Annotated in this window: 17 protein-coding genes; 10 read left to right on the top strand and 7 right to left on the bottom strand. The window is 45.2% G+C overall.

Translation table 11 applies throughout. From position 1 onward, the window contains the following. Positions 1–319, top strand: a 319-nt coding sequence (locus tag QUA71_RS18005; protein WP_333286999.1) for an MAE_28990/MAE_18760 family HEPN-like nuclease, incomplete at its 5' end; no start/stop codon positions are given. A gap of 50 nt (positions 320–369) precedes the next feature. Here the strand turns inward: QUA71_RS18005 and QUA71_RS29285 are convergent. After that, positions 370–573 (bottom strand): helix-turn-helix domain-containing protein, encoded by a 204-nt coding sequence (locus tag QUA71_RS29285; protein ID WP_445243798.1) that lies wholly within the window; start codon positions 571–573, stop codon positions 370–372. A 241-nt stretch (positions 574–814) separates the two neighbouring features. Here QUA71_RS29285 and QUA71_RS18000 point away from each other — a divergent pair, with 241 nt between their 5' ends. Together QUA71_RS18000 and QUA71_RS17995 are read left to right on the top strand one after the other, a co-directional pair. Then, on the top strand, positions 815–1,831 hold the full coding sequence (locus QUA71_RS18000; RefSeq protein WP_333286997.1) for a histone deacetylase: 1,017 nt from the start codon (positions 815–817) through the stop codon (positions 1,829–1,831). 820 nt (positions 1,832–2,651) lie between these two features. Continuing rightward, positions 2,652–3,023 carry a DUF4342 domain-containing protein gene (locus QUA71_RS17995; RefSeq protein WP_333286995.1) on the top strand — a complete coding sequence of 124 codons (372 nt, stop codon included), beginning with the start codon at positions 2,652–2,654 and terminating at the stop codon, positions 3,021–3,023. Positions 3,024–3,109: 86 nt separating this feature from the next. On the opposite strand, the gene QUA71_RS17990 is transcribed toward QUA71_RS17995, so the two are convergent. The 3 genes from QUA71_RS17990 to QUA71_RS17980 all read right to left on the bottom strand — a co-directional run bounded on the left by QUA71_RS17990 (position 3,110) and on the right by QUA71_RS17980 (position 5,283). Then, positions 3,110–4,441, bottom strand: coding sequence for a serine hydrolase (locus QUA71_RS17990; RefSeq protein WP_333286993.1), 1,332 nt, complete (start codon positions 4,439–4,441; stop codon positions 3,110–3,112). A gap of 291 nt (positions 4,442–4,732) precedes the next feature. Further along, complete coding sequence (locus QUA71_RS17985; protein ID WP_333286991.1) at positions 4,733–5,065, bottom strand: hypothetical protein; 333 nt, start codon at positions 5,063–5,065, stop codon at positions 4,733–4,735. A gap of 44 nt (positions 5,066–5,109) precedes the next feature. Continuing rightward, the gene (locus QUA71_RS17980) at positions 5,110–5,283 is read right to left on the bottom strand and encodes a hypothetical protein (protein WP_190659259.1); all 174 of its coding nucleotides are present in this window, start codon (positions 5,281–5,283) and stop codon (positions 5,110–5,112) included. A 276-nt stretch (positions 5,284–5,559) separates the two neighbouring features. Between QUA71_RS17980 and QUA71_RS17975 the strand changes: the two genes are divergently transcribed. Continuing rightward, positions 5,560–7,428, top strand: a complete 1,869-nt coding sequence (locus tag QUA71_RS17975) for an AAA-like domain-containing protein (protein ID WP_333286989.1) — start codon at positions 5,560–5,562, stop codon at positions 7,426–7,428. Between the two features lie 289 nt (positions 7,429–7,717). On the opposite strand, the gene QUA71_RS17970 is transcribed toward QUA71_RS17975, so the two are convergent. Further along, the gene (locus tag QUA71_RS17970; RefSeq protein WP_333286987.1) at positions 7,718–8,227 is read right to left on the bottom strand and encodes an O-acetyl-ADP-ribose deacetylase; all 510 of its coding nucleotides are present in this window, start codon (positions 8,225–8,227) and stop codon (positions 7,718–7,720) included. Positions 8,228–8,277: 50 nt separating this feature from the next. Further along, positions 8,278–9,093: a 5-formyltetrahydrofolate cyclo-ligase gene (locus QUA71_RS17965; RefSeq protein WP_333286985.1), complete on the bottom strand. Its 816-nt coding sequence runs from the start codon at positions 9,091–9,093 to the stop codon at positions 8,278–8,280. A 170-nt stretch (positions 9,094–9,263) separates the two neighbouring features. Between QUA71_RS17965 and QUA71_RS17960 the strand changes: the two genes are divergently transcribed. Next, positions 9,264–12,038: an AAA-like domain-containing protein gene (locus tag QUA71_RS17960; protein WP_333286983.1), complete on the top strand. Its 2,775-nt coding sequence runs from the start codon at positions 9,264–9,266 to the stop codon at positions 12,036–12,038. A gap of 284 nt (positions 12,039–12,322) precedes the next feature. Here the strand turns inward: QUA71_RS17960 and QUA71_RS17955 are convergent, their stop codons facing one another. Beyond that, complete coding sequence (locus QUA71_RS17955) at positions 12,323–12,787, bottom strand: COP23 domain-containing protein (RefSeq protein ID WP_333218685.1); 465 nt, start codon at positions 12,785–12,787, stop codon at positions 12,323–12,325. A gap of 334 nt (positions 12,788–13,121) precedes the next feature. On the opposite strand from QUA71_RS17955, the gene QUA71_RS17950 reads away from it, so the two are divergent. The 5 genes from QUA71_RS17950 (at position 13,122) to QUA71_RS17930 (ending at position 20,658) form a co-directional block, all read left to right on the top strand. Next, positions 13,122–13,619 carry an HNH endonuclease gene (locus tag QUA71_RS17950; protein WP_190659271.1) on the top strand — a complete coding sequence of 166 codons (498 nt, stop codon included), beginning with the start codon at positions 13,122–13,124 and terminating at the stop codon, positions 13,617–13,619. A gap of 235 nt (positions 13,620–13,854) precedes the next feature. Further along, complete coding sequence (locus QUA71_RS17945) at positions 13,855–15,132, top strand: bifunctional oligoribonuclease/PAP phosphatase NrnA (RefSeq protein WP_333286981.1); 1,278 nt, start codon at positions 13,855–13,857, stop codon at positions 15,130–15,132. 627 nt (positions 15,133–15,759) lie between these two features. After that, a complete protein-coding gene (locus tag QUA71_RS17940) occupies positions 15,760–16,158 on the top strand; it encodes a transposase (protein WP_333286979.1) in 399 nt (132 codons plus the stop codon). After that, positions 16,065–16,706, top strand: a complete 642-nt coding sequence (locus QUA71_RS17935) for an IS630 family transposase (RefSeq protein WP_333286977.1) — start codon at positions 16,065–16,067, stop codon at positions 16,704–16,706. The genes QUA71_RS17940 and QUA71_RS17935 overlap by 94 nt, the downstream gene beginning before the upstream one ends. Positions 16,707–17,016: 310 nt before the next feature. Next, the gene (locus QUA71_RS17930; protein WP_333286975.1) at positions 17,017–20,658 is read left to right on the top strand and encodes a diguanylate cyclase domain-containing protein; all 3,642 of its coding nucleotides are present in this window, start codon (positions 17,017–17,019) and stop codon (positions 20,656–20,658) included. The last annotated feature ends 73 nt before the right edge of the window (positions 20,659–20,731 follow it).

Below are 20,731 nucleotides of genomic sequence, written 5' to 3'. Positions count from 1 at the left end.
GACCCCATCTTTTTTTACCTTAAGTTGTCTCAATCCGCTACTGGCAATGCTTTTGACTGGGTTGTCACCCCGTCAGCTCATCGATATGTACGGTTTCTTTGGAAATTTAGGAGTGGCGACTAAAGAAATCGATGAAATTCTGAATTTTGTGGTTAAGATACGATGCGATTTGGCACATGGAAATGTTTCGTTTTGTGATGCATCGAGTCCAATACTTTGGAGCAAGTTAGTTGATGACAAAGATAAATTGGTTAAATATCTGACTCATATGCTGAATAATATTGATAATTATATTGAGAAGAAGAAATACAGAATCTAGCTGTCGGTAGCGAGTAGGCTAACAAATTGCAAACCCTCGCTAGATTGTGCCTAAATAGCAATCACCCTTGTCTTAGCCTGAGTATCAGGTTCAGGTTTTGCTACCCGAATCTCCACATCACTACCCAGCGCGTTTAAGAACCGGAATAGGCGATCTATTGAAAAGTCAGATAGTTTGCCACGCAGCAAATCAGTGATTTTAGAGCGCTCGATTTCCAGGGATTTTGCTGCTTGAATCTGCGTCAAGGTTTTCACTAATTAACTGAAATTATGATTTTTTTGCACATTTTATGATCGGGAAGTCTTGGCTTGCTACCCCTCAGCAGGAATATGACAATCCTGCTGAGGGAAAAATAGCAAGCTGGTAGATTCTCTGGCGATCGCAAGAAGTGAGTTTTGTTCTCCCCACGAGCGAGGGGGTAGCTAACCCGGATTTGATATGATGCTTGAATTCCTTGGAAGCAGTGTATTTGCTCGTTACGGATGAAATAAAGCCATGCGATTTGCCACCTATCTGCACCCACAAACATTTTGTACTTCCCAACTCATTCAAGAAATTTCTTTTACGGGCTATTCTTTTACTTACTACAACCAAGTTAGACAGACTCTTAAAAAATCTCTGCAAAACTATCCTGCATTACCCTTAAGAAAGGCTAGCATAAGTGATTATCTTAGGGTTCACAGTCGCGAATATCTTCAAAAAATTATATTGCAAGCCCTCGATCGACCTCTGGATGAAATCAGCATATCCTTACCAGAATTGAGTATTGAATGTCAAGGCTTGGAGTATTGTTTGCCCGGTTATCTCTACGGTTTGGGAGGAATGATGGAAGCGATCGACCAAATGAAACAGGGAAACCTAGAACGCGCTTACTGCTTCAGTATGGTTGGGCATCACGCTCATATTAATTGGGGACACGGTTACTGTCTCTTAAATCCTCTTGCTGCTGCTGCTCGATATGCTCAAGCCCAAGGATTTGAAAAAGTATTGATTGTTGACTGGGATATTCATCATGGCGATGGAACTCAGTCAATCTTTATCAACGATCGCAGCATCTATTGTATTAGCATTCATAGTGGCGTCGATCTCTACATGGCTAAAGCATCAGACTTGAAGGTTGGAACAACAACTGTTGCCGAAGCTGTGGGACACTGTAACATTCCGATCGTTAGTGAATCTTTTCCTGTGAAAGTTTTGGAGTCAGAGGGTATAACTGGCAGATTCTACTGCGGGCATCAGAGTATCAGCACTTTTGAGGAAGCTCTAGAAAACCTTCCCTGGCAACCTGACTTAGTTGCAATTTTTTCGGGTTATGATTCACACAGAGATGATTGTGGAAAGGGAATCACAGATTGGACAAATGCTGATTTCTGTAAACTGACGGAAATAGTATTAGATTTTGCTAAGAGATGTGGATGTCAAGTTCTCTCTACTCACGGAGGTGGCTACAGATTACCAGTTACAGTTGCAGCCGCTACTGCTCACGTCAGAACTTTAGCAACCTATGTTTAGTTTTCTGCTGTGTGACAACCCGCTTGAGCACGAAGTGTAAAGCTTCAAACCTGTAAAACCAAACTCGGCCTGACTCCACGATCGCTCCGACTCTCGGTGTCATCCCCGTAAATTGCCAAAACTGTGTGCTGCGAATAGCTGTGGCTGTTAAATTCACACCAATACGGCAATGTCCATCATCGATCTAGAAAATTTCAACAATTGCTTTGCCCGTTTTACCCGTTGGGCGATCGGGTATTTGTAGGGGGATGTGCCGACTGCTTAAATACATGGCTGACATGAAATTGACTCGTATCCAGCAATGGAGGTAAATCTGCCAATTTAATATCTTGATTCAGATGTTAGTTGATGTACTCGGTTTGAGTTTCTGATTTTATTGTGCTTCGCCAATGCGATGCTATCTCTGGGATGCTTTTGGGAACTGGCATTGCAAGACATAGGTCGATTGTGCCTAGATAGCAATCAGTTTTGAAGTCATTCTAGAAATATAAAGTTTTAATTTTAATAATTTTCCCTGACTTTAGTTCACTTGGTGTCCAACTTAAAGATTCAACCGACAGTCGCCACCAAGACCCGGGCTGGCAGTACGCACCTTACTTTTATCTAGAGACGGGTTGTTTCAACAAAATCTTCTCTATCTTTAGGAATAGATAAACCCGCCCCGCTCTAACCAGACAAAAATAAAGTTTTGAGTAAAAAGGCGGGGGTGGAAAGTACGAATGCACATTGTAGGGTTTCCTTGCCTGTCATTCCCAAGTGCGATCGCCGAAGATAAGAGTATAGAAATTAAACGGCTGGTTTTCACCCGCCCTTACACAAAATGAACTTACAAAAAGAACAACAAGTAACAATTCTACAAGACGAAACAGCAGCGGCAGGAAATTCAGCCAACCAAACAGTTGAAACTCCTTTATACGCCTCAGAATTTGCAACAGAGGAAAAAGTCAGAGTGGAAGAATTTAAGATTAGCGGCGACAGCCTAATTGGTAAAGTAAAAGAACTAATTCAGCAAGGAAAACTCCGCCGCCTCGTCATCAAAAACTCGCAAGGGCGGACTTTGGCAGACATTCCGCTGATGGCGGGATTAGTAGGTGGCGTTGCAGGATCAGTAGTCTTTCCAATTGCTGCTGTACTTGCTACAGTGGGAGCAGTTGTGGCTCATTTGACTGTAGCCATCGAGCGCAAAGAATAGTCATTACTCATTAAAAATCTTCTCTTCAAGTCCGCGAAGGCGGACTTTGTTTGTTTAGTAGCGATTTCAATCGCCGAATTGTCTCATCAACGCAAATTATCCGGTACTTTCGCCGCAGGTTGGTCTAAATAATTGTAAACAATCCGCGAAATCCGACGCACAAAATCTCTCACAATCGGGTCATTGTAAGGACGTTTTACAAAAATTGCGGCTAAATAACGCTTGCCGTTGGGCATATCAATAATTCCAGCATCGCCAACTACAAAGCCGATATCTCCGGTTTTGTCAGCAATCACGGCTCCCGGCCCCAACCCGGAAGGCAAAAGCGTTCTAGTTGTTGTGTGCCGCAGTAATTCTAAAGCTTGTTCCCGACTCGATTCAGACACTAATTTATCGCGAGATAGCATCGCCAGCAACTTTACCATATCCACAGAACTTGTGGTATTTGTTCCTTGAAAATCGCCGAGCCAATTGCGAATTATCGTATCAGTTAATCCCCAACTGCGAAAACGCTCGTTGAGTTTAGCAATTCCCCCCAAACGTTCAATAATCATGTTGGTGGCTGTATTGTCGCTGATGGTAATCATTTTATATACGGTTTCTCTGATGCTAAACCGAGTGCCATTTGGTCTGTCTTGCATAGTGCCAGAACCGCTGGCTACTAAGTCGGACTTCATAACTAATGTTTCGTCTAGGCTAACTTTGCCGGCGTCTACATCTTGATAAAAAGCAATCAAAATTGGTAATTTGATGGTACTCGCGGCCGGAAATACTCGATCGCCCTTGATATCCAAATAGTTTCCTGTATCTAAATCCAGAAAAAACATTCCGGCGCTCAGGGATCTATACTGTTCGATCGCACTTTCGATTTGAGGCTTGATGGCTGTCATTTCCGAGCCGGTTGACATCACCAAATCAGTAGAATAGTTTCTCTGATTTCCCGGCGAAACAGTGGGCGTAACTTGACCTGCTGCTTGTTCTACGCTGGTAATAGCTGTGGGTATAAAAGACTCGTTGCTGGCTATTTGCTCGGGATTTGGCAACTGAAATGACCAGCGCGTGGCAGATTCTCTAATGACTCGGACTTTTTGCGGGTCTAACTTATAACCGGGAGTTAATTGTATTACTAACCTCGTAGTTCCGCTGTCAAACTGCCCGACTCTAATTTGTTGAATAGCTGAGTTGTAACTTTGAGGACTTTCGGGATACTCCAAGACTATTCCCGGTAAGTCAATTACTAAGCGGGTAGGATTGGCGATTAGTTTGACTTCCGGCTGAACTCCTGAATCTGTGGTTAAATTGAGCTGATTTCCCCTGGGATCGAAGTGCCAAGATGTTAGGGTATCAGCTTTTGCGGGCAGGGCGATCGAGAAAAGGCTAAGGGCGGCCGGCAACAGCCATCGCAGTTTTAGAGTCATGTTTGAAGAGAAAGAGTTTAACGGCTGCAGCAAGAAAGCGACTGGAAAAACGTTATCAACCGCTTTCGAGACGAAGCACCTAGCATCATACAGTCAACTCTTGCCCGCAGCCGTAATGTTTTTATTTTCTTTGGGAGTATTCCCTTTCCGGCACTCCTATCAAATCCGGTTCTATTACCCCTTTTTGTTCCAGTATCGCGCAGGCCGACAAAACTTTGTACACTGGCGGATTCTCTTGGCAGAATTCTTGTTGTGCAGGCACAAATTTTATTCACCTGAGAGGAATTCAAGTTAGGCGACTTCTCGATTTCTAGCATCTTCGAGCGAGTCGATCGCGGCTTTTAGAAACACTTTTCCTTTAGCAACAAATCGGCGATCGCTCAAAGGATCGTAAGCTTCCCAATTACCGCTAACTTCGCGATCGCGCCACAAAAACCAGCAGCGGTAGATTTCCCCGCTATCTATATCATCGCACAAAGCCAGCCAATCATCCCCCGTGAGAGCGCTAGCATCTAATGCTACCAATTCCATCCATGCAAGTGCAGTGCAGGCATCGATCGCATCAGCGTCAACGGAGTCAGATTTGGTAGCTATAGGTTGTGGCGAACACAGTGTAGACTTCATAATTTCTCCTTAATTCAATTAAATCAATCAATCAATGAATTGCTCTATTTATGCAACTGACCCGGTACACCAAGTGGAAAAATTGTGTTTTGATAAATTTCTGGTTGGTCAAATTTACCAGCGGCTGATGCTTCTGTTAAATTATTAAGTGTATTAATTGTGAAAATGGCGGCGGTTCCCAAAGCGGCCATTGCCAGTCTGTGTAAGATTTTGCTCATTTGGCTGCTCCTTTTTTGCTTGGTGTATCTACTCTAAAAAGTTAAGCGGTGATTAGCGGCGGAGATTGGGGAGTTAAGAAAAACTTTTTCTCGTCAAATATATTCAACTGTTGAAGCCGTTATCAGGACAGAGTTTGAGGAGTCGATCGCCCAAAAAACCTCTGACCGTAAAATTTCTTAAATTCCGCCTCGCGGACTATCTCCCTTAAAATCCCCCAAAATAGGAACTTAAGGCGTTAAAATTTCTAGATTCGTTCCCCTTTCACTGCAAGCGAAGTGCTCAAGTCAAAACGCGATCGCGGTCGCATTCTCACTGCCTCTGGCTTAAAGAAACTTAACGAGGCGCTCCAAGAATGGTCTGACCGAAATAACATTAGAGGTACTCTGACTGAAATCGAGGCTGAGTCTGGTGTCGGTGCCGATACAGTCAGCAAAATTAAGCAGGGTAGAGAAGGTGCGGATTTGAGTAAAATTCGACAGTTGTTCGCGGCTTTTGAAATGACTCTGGCTGCTAGCGACCACCGATCGGCTAAACTTGAGGAACCGGAAAATTTAGACGAGCTGGACAATTTGTCACCAGCGGGGGAAACAGGCACCAGCAGCAGAATTGTTAAAGTATTTGTCAGTTATCGCAGCGCCGAACCCGATCGCGAGTTAGGAAAACAGTTAGAAATAGCCTTAAGCGCGATCGGTCATACAGTTTTCACAGCAGAAAATAACATTAGATTGGGAGATAATTGGTTCGATCGCATTAATTTATTCCTTCAAGAATGCGATTATTTGCTGATACTTTTGCCGCCAACGGGAAACCAAAGCGAACTACTAACATATCAAGTTCAGCAAGCAAAAGAACTGCAAGACTCCCGCCCTGACAGAAAACCAATAATTCTCCCCATCCGCGTCGGTTTTTCCCTGAACGCGCCTCTAAATCACGACTTGCGGGGCTATCTGTACCGCATCAAACAGAGGGAATGGAAAACCACCGCCGACACTCCAATTATTATCGAAGAAGTTCTGAATTTGCTAGCAGAACAACCCGCACCAGTCACAGAAAAAACGGAAGATTTAACGCAAAAACAGCTATTAGAAATTAGCAGCGACGAAATACCTCTACCCGCCGCCGAACCGGAATTACCGGGAGGACAAGTCGATGTCGCTTCTCAATTTTATGTAGAACGCCCGCCCATCGAAGAAAACTGCTATCAAACTATTGTGCAGCCCAGCGCGTTAATTAGAATCAAAGCACCGAGACAAATGGGCAAAACTTCCTTGATGGCAAGAATTTTGCATCACGGCGCCCGTCAAGGTTATTGCACCGTGCCACTAACTTTTCAGTTAGTAGATAAAGGCGTATTTGCCAACTTAGATAAATTCTTAAAATGGTTTTGCGCTTACGTCGGCCGCGAGTTGCACTTACCCAATCAATTAGACGATTATTGGGACGAGATTTTTGGCAGCAAAGTCAACTGCAAAGATTACTTTGAAAAATACATTTTACCGCAAATCGACAGTCCTTTAATTTTAGGATTAGACGAGATCGATCGCGTTTTCCAATATCCCGACATTGCCGAAGACTTTTTAGGACTGCTGCGGGCGTGGCACGAAGAATCGAAGCGGCGCGATATATGGAAAAAACTGCGATTAATTGTAGTTCACTCCACCGAAGTTTACATCCCAATGAACATCAATCAATCGCCTTTCAACGTCGGGCTGCCAGTAGATTTGCCAGAATTCAACCATCAGCAAATACAAGATTTAGCAGCGCGCCACCAGTTGAATTGGTCGGACGCGAAAGTTGAGGAATTGATGGCCCTTGTCGGCGGACATCCGTATTTAGTGCGAGTTGCATTATATCACATTTCGCGATCGGGTTTGACACTCGATGAATTAAAAGAAACTGCGATCGCAGATGCGGGAATTTACAGCGACCATTTGCGCCGGCAACTGTGGAATTTAGAAGAATATCCAGAATTGGCCCAGGGGATGAGAGAGATTGCACAGGCAGAAAATCCCGTGCAATTAAAGCCAATGCAGGCGTTTAAGTTGGAAAGTTTGGGGTTGGTGAAATTGCAGGGGAACGAGTGCGTGCCGAGGTGCGAACTGTATCGGCAATATTTTCGATCGCACTTGAGCGCGATCGTGTAAAATTTTGTGCGTAAGTGCGGTAAGTAATAATCAGGGGAATGATACCGATGAACGATATTTTTTTGATAACATCCGATAATTGGCTAGACTGGATAACCGTGTTTGGTTATCTAGCCTTTACAGCTTTCATTGCATGGCGCGTGTTCACCACAAAGTAGATATATCATGAAATTACCTTCTTCCTCTTCTTCTTCTTTCTTACTTCGCGTCCTTCGCGCCTTCGCGGTTCGTTAAATAAATAGTAAAAAATGTAGATATTAAGACTAGGGTAAAACCCTAACTAAATTCACTACCTCAGACTGTAGTTAGATAGAAGCCTCTCATAAATTTCATAATTCTCTCGATCGAAGCAGCAAAAAATTACTCTTTGAGAACCACCATTCTTTTGTATTTGTTCTGAGCATATCTTCACTGCAATCTCACCTGCTAGAGCCTTAGGATATCTGTAAATGCCGGTACTAATGCAAGGAAATGCCAAACTCTCTAACCCTTGATCGGCGGCGATTTGCATACACTTGCGGTAACACTCGGCCAGGAGTTCAGGTTCTGCATGATTACCTCCCCGCCATACTGGCCCTACTGTGTGGATGATGAAGCGCGCCGGCAAGTTATATCCTTTAGTTAGCTTAGCATCCCCAATCTTACATCCTCCAAGCAATCGGCACTCGCGAACAAGTTCTGAACCTGCTGCTTTGTGTATTGCTCCATCTACTCCGCCACCCCCAAGTAAACTGGTATTTGCAGCATTCACGATTGCATCAACTTCAAGTTTTGTGATGTCGCCCAAAATAACTTTCATATTTTTTAGAATAGTAAACTATAGGCAAGTTTACCAAAGAAACTCGTTATCTAGTCTTGCTCTCTCAACTTTCGCAAAATTGGAATTTGTTCCAACTGTTCCGGCCGTATACTATCCCAGTTTAACCCCATTGGACGCGGATAAGTTGTATGAGTTTCAATTACCTCCTCAGCAGTAACAATCCAATTCAGCGCCCAATCGTGAGCCTGCATTGGTAAACGCGAATCGGCGACTATTTGCAAAGGATGCACTGTTGTGACAATTGGCGTATCGATTTGTACTAACCCGAATTCCTTCAACATAGCCAATTCCAAATCGGCAAAACCTGCACCTTTCCCGGTTCTTCCACCGTTGCGCCCTGCGGCTACGCAGCCGACTATTACTAAATCAATTGGCTCCATTTCTGCAAAACTTACCAATTTTCCGCAACTCAGTGCTTTGCGGGCGATCGCACTTTCGGCAATAGATATATTTTGCCGCTGCAAATCCTCAGCAGTTAACTCTACAAAACAGCGCTCGTCTGTCAATCGCGGTACTCCCATATACAGGCGTTTTCCATCTTGCAAAGCTCGCATCCGCACCGGAATTTGTGGCGAATCTGGATTGCACTTAATCGTTTTTGCTTGTTGCCATATTGGTAAAGTTGCCAATCTTTCGGCCGCCAACTCAGTACCGACAAAGTTGGGGATATGACCAAACGGATCGCCAATAGATGCGGCTTGGAGCTTCAGCAAAGACCAAATTTCAGCTCTTAACTTGTCTTTGTCGTCGTTATATCCTGTCCAATCAGTTTTCATGCTGTAAGAAGAAGGAAGAAGGAAGAAGGAAGAAGGAAGAAGGAAGAAGGAAGAAGGAAAAATGCTCATCTAGCAACTTTTTTAGCCATTTGTATCTGAGATTTAATTAAGTATATTCATTTATTGTGGTACAATTAATCATACAAAATTATAATAAGCCCTCGATTATTTAGTCTCTTATAGAGGGACTTCGTTTGACTCTTGAGCGGTTTAAACCGCCGAATGTTCTTTTTTATTTTATGAATTTTACCACAAAGCCCAGTTACTATCAAGTCGGTGGGAGTTTGACAAATAACGCTCCGAATTATGTCAAGAGGCAAGCCGACGACGACCTTTATAACGGATTGAAAGCCGGGGAATTTTGCTATGTTTTGAATTCCCGGCAAATGGGCAAATCTAGCTTGCAGGTGCGGACAATTCAGAGGCTGAGAAATGAAGGAATTGCTTGTGCTGCGATCGACATTTCGGAAATTGGCAACCGCGGCGTCACTCCCGAACAGTGGTATGCTGGTTTGCTACGCATTCTCGAAAATAACTTTAACCTGTCCGATATTGTCAACGTGCGGACTTGGTGGCGCGATCGCAATTTTTTAACCCCGGTTCAAAGATTGAGCGAATTCATCGAAACCGTACTGCTACCCAACATTTCCAGCAATATTGTCATTTTTATTGACGAAATCGACAGCATTCTCGCCCTAGATTTTCCCGCCGACGATTTTTTAGCCTTAATTCGATCGTGCTACAACAAGCGCGCCAACAATTCAGAGTTCGATCGCCTAACTTGGGCCCTCTTAGGCGTAGCATCGCCGACGGATTTGTGCCGCGAGAAAAATGCCAGCAGCAATACCCCTTTTAATATTGGCAAGGCGATCGAATTAACTGGTTTTAACCAAACAGAAGCTCAACCGCTAGCAGCGGGGTTGGCAGAGTTTACAAACTGCCCTAATCAAGTTTTGAGAGAGGTTTTGTATTGGACGGGCGGGCAGCCATTCCTGACTCAAAAGCTGTGCAAACTATTGTTGGAAAATGCCGAATTAATCCCGAATTTACCCCCCCCAGCCCCCCCTTGGCGAGGGGGGGAGGAAGATGCAGCCCCCCCTCGCCAAGGTGGGGAGAAAGATAAAATTCACTCTTCTCAAGAGTGGGTTGAAAAGGTAGTGCGCTTGAAAATAGTGGAGAATTGGGAATCTCAGGATGTCCCAGAACATTTGTCCACAATTCGCGATCGGCTTTTCAAAGAAAACCAGCGCATTGTCAGGAGACTGGGATTGTATCAGCAAATTTTAGAACAAACTGAAATTGTCCCCGATGGTAGTGCCGAACAAATGGAGTTGCGATTAAGCGGATTAATCGTTAAGCGGGGGGAAAAATTAACAATTTCTAATCCTATTTATGAAGCTGTATTTAACAAACAATTAATTGAAGAAAAATTAGAAAAACTCTCGCCTTACTCGGAAGCCATCAAAGTCTGGCTAAATTCTAGCTGTGAAGATGATTCCCAACTGTTGCGAGGGGATGATTTGCAGGCAGCATTAGTTTGGGCGGCAGGAAAAAGTTTGAGAAACGAAGATTTTCAGTTTTTGACTGCCAGCCAGAAAGTTATTTTGAGCGACCAAAATCAACTGCTGCATTCAGCTACACTAGAAACCAAAAAAGCTGTCTGGGATGCCGAAAAAGCTTGGAGTGAAGCTGACTCTGCCAAACAAAAAGCCAAACAGTGGATCGGCATAGGTTCTGCGGTACTGGCAGCATCGTTACTGGCGGCGATCGGCTTTTCAACTCTCGCTTACCAGCGGTTTAAACTAGCACAAGCAAGTATTGAAATCGAACAAAATGGCAGCGATGCTTTATTATTGGCTGTTTCTCAAAAGACAGAAAACAGCGAAGCTTTATCAGAAGCTTTACTGAGGGCGATCGCCTCCGGGAAAAAATTAAAAACCTTGGTTGAGAACAAACATAAGCTAGAACAATACCCGGCAACTAGACCGCTGTTAGCCTTACAAATTATTCTCGATAAAATTAGTGAAACACAGCAGCTCAAAGCCTCATTAAGTCCGCAAAGAAAGATAAAGTGGCAAGCTCATAAAGGTGCAGTTACCAGCGTCGCTTTTAGCCCAAAGAGGCAAATTTTAGCAACCGCAGGAATAGACGGTCGAGTTAGAATGTGGAACTTTTCCGGGCAAAAAATTGCTGAATGGAAAGCTTTACAGCAGTCAGTTAATATGGTAAGTTTTAGCCCGAACGGTAATTTTTTAGCGACCGCCGGAAGGGACAGCAGTGTTAAAATATGGAATTTATCAGGTAAAAATATTTCTAATTTGAAAGGAATTCAAGGCTCTGTTACCAGCATCAGTTTTAGTCCCGACGGAAAGTTATTAGCGGCGGCAGGGATAGACAGCTATGCTGCAATTTGGGATTTGTCTAAACTGCCACAATTAGTATCGTCTAGCCTGAAACTCCCAGGTCACAACGGCTTAGTGAGAAGCGTAAATTTTAGCCCAAACGGCGATTTCATAACGACTTTAGATGGCAAATCTACAGTGCGACTTTGGAATTTGTCGGGCAAGCTGAAAAAAACACTGCCTATTCAGGCAATTGGGCTCAGTTTCACTCCGGCTCAACACCAGTATCGCTTTGCTACAGTAACATTGAATGGCAAAGTTGGGCTGTGGAATCTGTCACAAAAAGAATTAGTTAAGGAATTTCAAACCTTGCATTTTGATGCGAAATCAATTAGTTTTAGTCCCGACGGAGAACGGCTTGCTACAGTGGGAATTGACAAGACTGTACGGCTGTGGAATTTAGCGGGGCGGCAGGTTGCTCAATTTGAGTTCGAGGAGAATGTTGTTAGTGTCAGTTGGAGTCGAGACGGAAAGCAAATTGCTGTAGCTGGAAGCAACGGCACTGTCTGGTTGAGGCAGGTTGAAGGGTTAGAAGAATTGCTAAAGCAAAGCTGCAATTTTTTCACCACTCAACCGAAGTATTTTACCAGAGTTTCAACTATCTGCAAGTAGGGTCATACATGACTTTAGCACGTAGGACACAGCATTGCCCATAGGTGTCAACTTCACGTTAAACCGATAGTCCGACAGGGGTTGAAACCCCTGCCTCAAAGCTAAAGTCCTCTCAAGAGGACTAATGAGTTCTTCAGTCCTCTTTGAGAGGACTTTAGCTATTAGACAGGGAATTAATTGCCTGGCGGACTGCCGGGTGAGCGGGAGGACTGGCAGACGAAAAGCTTAAGTTGACACCAATGGACATTGCCGTGTCTCTACCTGTAGCTAATAACTTATGACTATCAATTTACTTTAACAGGTGAAACACTTACATTAGGATTTGTAACTCTTTTTAAGAGTTCTTGTCGGGCTTGTTCGGGATTTTGACCTTTGGGTACTTGATATAATAATCTACAGGAACCGTCTTGAGGATTAGCTGCACAAATAATTAGTTGACCGGTGGTGGATGCACCTGCTGTGACAATATTATCCCAGCTTCCTTGCGGTTGCGAGTTGTTGAGAATTCCTGAGACTCTGGTACACCGAGTAATCGCATCTTCTCCTGATTCATTGAAATAGTTATCAGCTAGCCACAAAATGACGGGAATATTTTTGCCTTGTTGGACAGCAATTGTAGCTGGGCGGCCGCCAGCAGCGCCGCAAAAGAATGAAGGCGCTTGGGCAAAGGCTGGACTGTTTGCTAAAATCGGAGCAGCAAGGGCAATAATTGACGCGCTCAAAGCAGACTTCAAGAGCCGAAATTTCATGAGCAGTAATAAGCTTTTTCATTTAAGGTTACTAATAGTCTAAAAAGTTAAACTGTTTGTTGCCGGGAAGATTAGGCATTTAGAGAAAAAAATAAAATTTATTTTGCAAATTTTTGCCGATCGCACACACTGGCCTCATCTAAGCCAAAACTCCGGGAAAAAAGCTCCCTGAGAAACACGGACGGCAGAAAATAGATGCAGCCATAGGGGGCGCAGGCGCGAAGGAATAGGGTAAAGGTGCGGTTTTTGCTGAGCCTCGCTCTTCCTGAAGCCGTCCCACCTAAAGTGGAACCTGTGTTAATATCGAAAAAAATATTCTCTTTAATAATCAACAATGGGCAATGTTCTGGTGCTGAACGCCTCCTACGAACCCCTTAACATCACCAATTGGCGAAGGGCGGTAGTTTTGTTGCTGAAAGGAAAAGCAGAACAGGTAGAACACAACGGGAAATTTATTGCGCCAAACTTCCCGCTACCAACTGTGATCCGACTGCGGCATTATGTCCGAGTTCCCTATAAAGATATTCCGCTGACCCGCCGGAACATCTTGCATCGGGATGCACACTCTTGTCAATACTGCAGTTATACGGGGGACGATTTAACCCTCGATCATGTAATTCCCCGATCGCGCGGAGGAGGCGACAGTTGGGAAAACCTCGTCACCGCCTGCGTCCGCTGCAATGTCAATAAAGGCAGCCGCACGCCGAAAGAAGCGGGAATGCCGCTGCGCTATCCGCCTAGGAAACCTCACAGCGGTCTTTATTTTGAAGTCACTAAACACGTTAAGAGCGGTATGCACAAAGAATGGCAAAAATATGTAATAGGCCTTTAAAACCCCTGTCAGCGCAAGCGCGGGGGTTTTTTGCAGGAGTTGTTAGTTATGAGATTGCTTCGTTCCTCGCAACACACACTCTCTGCATGAATTAAAAAATTAAAGAGAGAATTTACGCTCTTAAATCCGGTTTCTCGTCAGAAGTATTGGCTTTGACAACGAGGCATCTACAAAGAAACCGGGTTTAAGATAGAATGTCGCGCACATCCTGAAATAGTTAAATTGTTAATTTTTAATGATGAAAGACCACGCCCTTACCAATTCCGATGGAACATCGGGCAACCGCGAAGGTGAACTTGATACCAGCAGCGAGGTTGTACCCCCAGCGAGTGCGCCTGCGAAACGGCGCAGCAAAGCCGAAGTTGCTTCCGAAGAGAATCGCGGCCGTATCCGCGAGGAATTGCACGATCGCAAAGTCGAGCAATTGCGCCAAATGTTCGATCGGCACAAAGGCAATCGCCAATTAATATTGCTGCAAGATTTTCCAGACCCCGACGCACTTTCAAGCGCTTGGACTTACAAATTAATTGCCGAACAGTACGATATCCAATGCGAAATTATCTACGCCGGCGCCCTCAGCCACCAAGAAAATATTGCCTTAGTTAAATTGACAGGGTTGCCGTTGCAGCGGTGGACGGTGGAAACATTAAAAACTAAGGATTTGTCGGTGTTTCAGGGCTGCGCTTTCATCGACAATCAAGGGACGACTTGTAATTTAACCGAGTATATTTTAGCGGCTGGAGTTCCGATCGCCGCCGTCATCGACCACCACAATTTGCAGGGGGAAATGAACGCAGAATTTATCGATTTGCGCCCTCAAATCCGCGCTACAGCCACGATTTTTGCCGAGTATTTACAGTCTGGACTTTTAGCTCTCGACGGCAGCGTCAGCCTCCACATCAAGTGCGCTACAGCTTTGATGCACGGTTTGCGATCGGATACGATCGCCCTCAGACAAGCTCAGGAGGAGGACTTTTTAGCTGCGGCTTATTTGAGCCGGTTTTACGACCCGCAGTTGCTGAATGCGGTGTTGCAGTCGTCTCGTTCTAAGTGGGTGATGGACGCGATCGAGCGATCGCTCAAACACCGCACTGTCCAGAATAATTTTTCGATCGCCGGCATCGGCTACCTCCGCTATGACGATCGGGATTCTATTCCCCAAGCGGCGGACTTTTTAGTAACAGAAGAGAACGTACATACAGCCGTTGTTTACGCAATTGTTCACGACAAAGATGAGGAGATTGAAGTAGTAATTGGGTCGCTGCGGACTAATAAACTCACTCTCGACCCCGACGAATTCATTAAAGAAGCCTTCGGACAAGATGCTCAAGGACGCTTTTTTGGCGGTGGCAGAAGTCAAGCAGGAGGTTTTGAAATTCCGGTGGGATTTCTTTCGGGCGGGAATGAAAATAGCGATTATGCAAGGCACAAATGGGAAGTATTCGATGCTCAGATCAAGCAAAAGTTGCTTAAATTAATTAGTCCTAAAGACAATCCTGTTTACGATCATTAACTCGGCAGTTTTTAGGTGCGGTCTTGATTCCAACACCAGTCGGGAAATGCGATGCTGGGTTCGACCTCCGGTTGCTACCAGGTTTTGTCGCGTTTTTTTCTCGTTTCGGCCAAAATCTCAATTTGACAATCAGTCCTGCCCGCACTTCAACTCTCATCAACCTCGTTTTTTAACTCTTATTGAGGGTTGGAACTCACGCCCAGCGCACCTCTGTCATGAACAGGCTTTCCGGCCGATTCCAAAAAAATTAAATTTTCTTGTGGGTAGTAGGGGTCGGGCATGAGAACCCGGGCATAAAAAGTTTATTTAAAATGGTGCAAGATGTCAGTTTGAACGAAGTAACGGGGTTGAAAAATCCGGTTAAGTTCTCAGGGCTAACACTAATAAATTTTATCCCCATCTTCCAAAAATACACACCAAAAAAATCGGGTATTTTAACTATTGTCAAGGGATGCAACGAATAATTTTAGTAAAAAACCCGGTGTGGGAAAAACTTGAGTGGACTCTAGTTTACTAAAATTCACAACATAATTATTCAATTATAAAACTTCTACAGGGTTATTTTTTTGATACAGCACTTTGCTTAACGATTAGGTACAATAATAGAGGTGACAAGAAGGAGAAAAAATGAAAGCTTACTCCCTAGATATGCGTCAAAAGATCGTTAACACCTACGAAGCAGGCAATACCTCTGTTCGGAAAGTAGCCGAAAGATTCCAAGTAAGTAAAAGTACGGTACAGGAACTACTCAAACGAAAAAGAGAGACAGGAAAATTACTCCCTCGTCAGGCAAAAGGGGGGAAACCGAGCCAACTCTTTGGTCAGGAAGAGCAGATCAAAGAGATGGTAGTAGAACATCCAGATTACACGTTAGCCGAATACTGTGAGTATTGGCAGGACAAAACAGGAGTAAGGTTGAGTGAAAGTGCGATGTGCAGATTCCTGCACAAACAGAAACTCACCGTAAAAAAAAAACCATACGCAGCAGCCAAGCCGATAAAGAAAGTACAAAAAAGCAGCGGATAGAATATTGGGAAAAAATCAGGGATGTCGCCCCCGAAAATCTCGTGTTTTTGGATGAAATGGGTGTATTGCTAGGGATGATGAGGGGTAGAGCTAGAAGTATGAAGGGAGAAAGAGTCTACGATATAAAGCCATTTTATAGAGGAAGTAGGGTAACAGTAGTTGGGGCAATAAGCCAGAAGAAAGTAATCGCGATGAAAACAATGGGAAAATCGATAAACGGAGAAGAATTCTTGAAGTTTGTGCAAGAAGAACTGGCACCGAAATTGTGGAAAGGAGCGGTAGTAGTAATGGATAATCTGAGAGTACATAAGGTAGAAGGGGTGGAAGAAATGATCGAGGCAGTGGGAGCAAGAGTAGTGTATTTATCACCGTACTCACCAGAATTTAATCCAATAGAACATTTATGGTGGGAACTAAAGGCATTGCTCAGGAGATTCATACCTAAAAGTGTACAAATAGTGGAAAAACTCTTGGAGTTGGGAGTGAAATTATGTTCAAGTAAGCAAATCAGAAATTATTTTGCTCACTGCTGTTACTGTACCTCTTAGTCACGCAAAGTGCTGTATTTAATTATAAATTAGCTAACTCAATCATAATTTGTTATAGTTGGTGCAGGAGATTTCCGATCGCAATTATAAAATAAACGCCGTAGAAAAGGCAAAACACATACAGCAGAGTTTAGATTATTGTCTAACTTCCCAAAAACAACGAATTGTAGTATTACCAATTTTTTTAACACAAGTCAAGTATTTTTTTTGATAAACCCAAAAACCGATTCTTCTGATTGAAAAAAATATTATATTTATTTGTTGCGGGGTAGAATAGTAACAAATAGCTTAAAAAAAAAGGAACACGGAGATGTCTACAAAACAGACTTTCTCTTGGTCGTTAGAGAAAATCATAGAAAAAAAATCTGAAATTGCACTTCACATCAACGATTTCGTGGAGCTGGAGACAATTTTGCAATGTGCGCTAGAAGAAACCAGGGTGCTGCTGGAAACCGATCGCCTGATTATTTATCGCTTCCTACCAAAAGGAAATGGCGTAGTATGGGCTGAATCGGTTGATGCCCAGTGGCCGCAAATCCTAGGAAAACAGATTTACGCTCCTTGCTTGGAAGCTACCTGGGTAGAGCGTTACAGCCAGGGACAAACGAGCAGCATTTCTGATATTCCCAGCGCTCATCTTCAAGCTTGTTATGTAGAATTGCTCGATCGCCTCCAAGTTCAGGCAAATTTAGTTGCGCCAGTCTTGCTAGATGACAAACAGCAGCAATCTCCGAAGCTTTGGGGACTGTTGATTGCTCATCACTGCCGAAGTCCGCGTCAGTGGGGACCTCTCGACGTTCAGATCCTGCAACAGGTTGCAATGCACATCGGGTTCAGGATGCGGCACTTGGAATCTCACCGCCCGGTGCTGGGGTCAAATCAACCGCCGGAACTCGAAACAGAACCGAATCAAACTGATCCCAATACAGAAAGCGCGCCAAGAGTCCATCATCAAAATTGTCTCCAACCAGAGTTTGCCTGTTCCCTGAGCGGGGATATTGTCCACCTCAAAGCCTTTGACTTGTTGCAAAACCCGATCTGGATATTTGATATTGAGGATTGGCAAATGCGGTGGGCAAACCAAGCATCCTTGTATCTGTGGGATGCTTCCACGCGGCAGCAACTCGCGAGCCGCAACTTTAGGGATATGTTGTCAGAGTCTACTCGGATTCGCTTGCAGGCCTATGTGCGACAGTTTGAGCAAGGCCAAACCTTGTCCGAGCAGTGGACGTTTTATCCGGGCGGTGAGCCTGTTTCTGTCGGCTGTCGGTGTTCTGCCATCAGGATTGATAATGGGCGTTTGGCAATCTTGGTCGAGGGTACGGTCGAAACCGCTCATCAAATCGAACCAGAAACCCTGCGATCGATCGAGGCACTCCGACACACCACGCTCATGGTTTCGCTTTACACTCTCGAAGGTGTGCCGCTGCTGCAAAACCCGGCGGCCTTGCGCTGTTACGGGGAGGCGCTGCACCCTGGCTCTGCGACAGATAATGCTTTTCTAAGCCGCTTTGTTGACTCTCAGGTAGGAGAGCGAGCAATGGCAGTTCTTAAGTCCGGTGAGGTCTTTAGCACGGAAGCTCAAGTGATGACTCTGGCGGGAATTCGCTGGCACGGGATGGACGTGCGGTGTACCGACGACCCGGTAACAGGCAACCCGATGTTGCTCGTCAACGAAAAGGATATTACCGACCGCCAGCAGACAGAAACAGCCCTGCAAAAGAGTGAAACCCGGTTGTCAGAAGCCCAGCGGGTTGCCCGCATGGGTAGCTGGGAATGCGACGTGATTACGGGTAAAATTACCTGGTCTCCCGAACTATTCGAGATTGTGGGACGATCCCGGGCCCTGGGCGAACCTACTTATGAAGAAAACCTGCTGCTTTACCATCCCGAAAGTGCCGAAGAGCTACACCTGGTAGTTCAACGAGCGCTCACTCGCGGAGTGCCTTATCTATTGCGGCTCAAAATCCTGCTCCCGAATGGTTCTATCCGCCATATCGAAGCCAGAGGACAGGCCGAACTCAATGCAGAGGGACAAGTCATTCGGTTGTTTGGTACATCCCAAGACATTACAGATCTTGTTCAGGCGGAAACAGAACTCAGAGAATTGAGTACAGCTCTTGCTAATGCCGTCGAAGGCATCTCGCGGCTGGATATTTTCGGACAGTACATCACCGTTAATCAAGCCTACGCGAATATAGCAGGTTATCAACCTGAAGAAATGGTTGGTATGAATTGGCAGAAAACAGTTCATCCCGACGATTGCCACAGGATGATGGCGGCTTATCAAAAAATGCTAGCCGAGGGCCGAGTGGAGGTTGAGGCCCGGGGTATCAGGAAAGATGGCTCGATCTTTTACAAGCAGGTGGTGCTGTTGGCAGCCTACGACTCGCAGGAGCGATCGATCGGGCATCACTGCTTTATGAAGGATATCAGCGATCGCAAGCAAGCAGAAGCAGCCTTACAACAAGAGTTCCAGCGTCTGGCTGTGGTGATTGCCACCCAACAGGAAATCGCCATCCGCAATCCTAACCTGGATGCAGTGATGGCGGTGATTACCGATCGAACTCAAAAATTGATCGGCGCCGATGGGGCCGTGATTGAAATGCTTGAAGGGGATGAGTTGGTGTATCGATCGGCGAGCGGTATCGCCAGCGCCTATGTGGGATTACGGATCAAAGTAGCGACAAGTTTATCGGGAAAATGTATTGCGACCGGCCAAATCATGCTTTGCGAGGATTCAGAAACCGATGCACGGGTGGATCGGGCTGCCTGTGGGCGCATTGGTATCCGGTCACTGGTGGTTGTTCCCTTGTTCTATCAGGACGATCGGGTTGGCGTCTTAAAAGTTGTTTCAGCTACACCCTGTGCCTTTACAGAGCCAGATATTCATACCTTACAACTGATGGCCGGGTTTCTGGCAAGCAGCCTGCATCTGGCTTCAGAGTTTGATGCTAAAAACATTCTCCTGAGTCAATTGCAGGAAAGCGAGGAACGGTATCGTTCTGTGATTACAAGCATGACAGAAGGTGTCGTACTCCAGCTAGCAAACGGACAAATTACTGCGTGTAATGCTAGTGCCGAAAGAATTCTCGGACTGACCCCCGAGCAAATGATGGGGCGCACATCCGTAGATTTAGACTGGCGAATCGTTCGGGAGGATGGCCAACCGTTCCCGGGCCAACAGCATCCGGCAATCCTCACCCTACGCACGGGACAAGGGCGATCGAATGTGGTGATGGGCATTCACAAATCGGATAAAACGCTGACTTGGATTTCCATTAATTCGCAACCGCTGTTCCATCTCAATCAGTCTCAACCCTATGCAGTAGTGACGACTTTTGCTGATATTACAGAACGCAAGCGGGCAGATGAGATGCTAAGACACCGGGCGGAACGAGAAAGATTAATTGCTACGACAGATGGGTTAACACAAGTAGCAAACCGCCGCTGTTTTGATGAGCGATTGGAGTCGGAATGGCATAGGCTGATGCAGACCAAACAACAGCTTTCGTTGATTATGTTGGATGTAGATTATTTCAAGCGATATAACGATTGCTACGGACATCAAGCTGGGGATACTTGTTTGGTGAAAGTCGCGAAAGCCGCAGCAGCCGCGGTTAAGCGTTCCACCGATTTGTTTGTGCGGTATGGGGGCGAAGAATTTGCTGCTATCCTGCCGAGTACGGATGCTGCAGGGGCGATCGCGGTTGCTGAGTCGATGCGTCAGGCAATCCGAGATTTGGGAATCCCTCACGAGCAATCTGATGTGAGCTCGATCGTGACTGTGAGCATGGGAATTGCGACTGTGATTCCCTGCTGCGAAAAATCGCCGGATGAACTGATAGCCGCATCCGATCGAGCATTGTACGATGCGAAACGACAAGGGCGCGATCGCTACAAAAGCGCAAACCCGATGACGGCGGCAGATTTCAATGCAGTTGTAGAATAGGCAAAAGATGTCGATCGCGCCAAACTTCACCCATAAGTTCGTAGGCGTAAGCCGGGGCGTAGCCATCGCACAG

The organism is Microcoleus sp. MON1_C5, assembly GCF_036701875.1.
GTDB lineage: Bacteria > Cyanobacteriota > Cyanobacteriia > Cyanobacteriales > Microcoleaceae > Microcoleus.
This window is presented reverse-complemented; position numbering and strand designations above follow the sequence as displayed.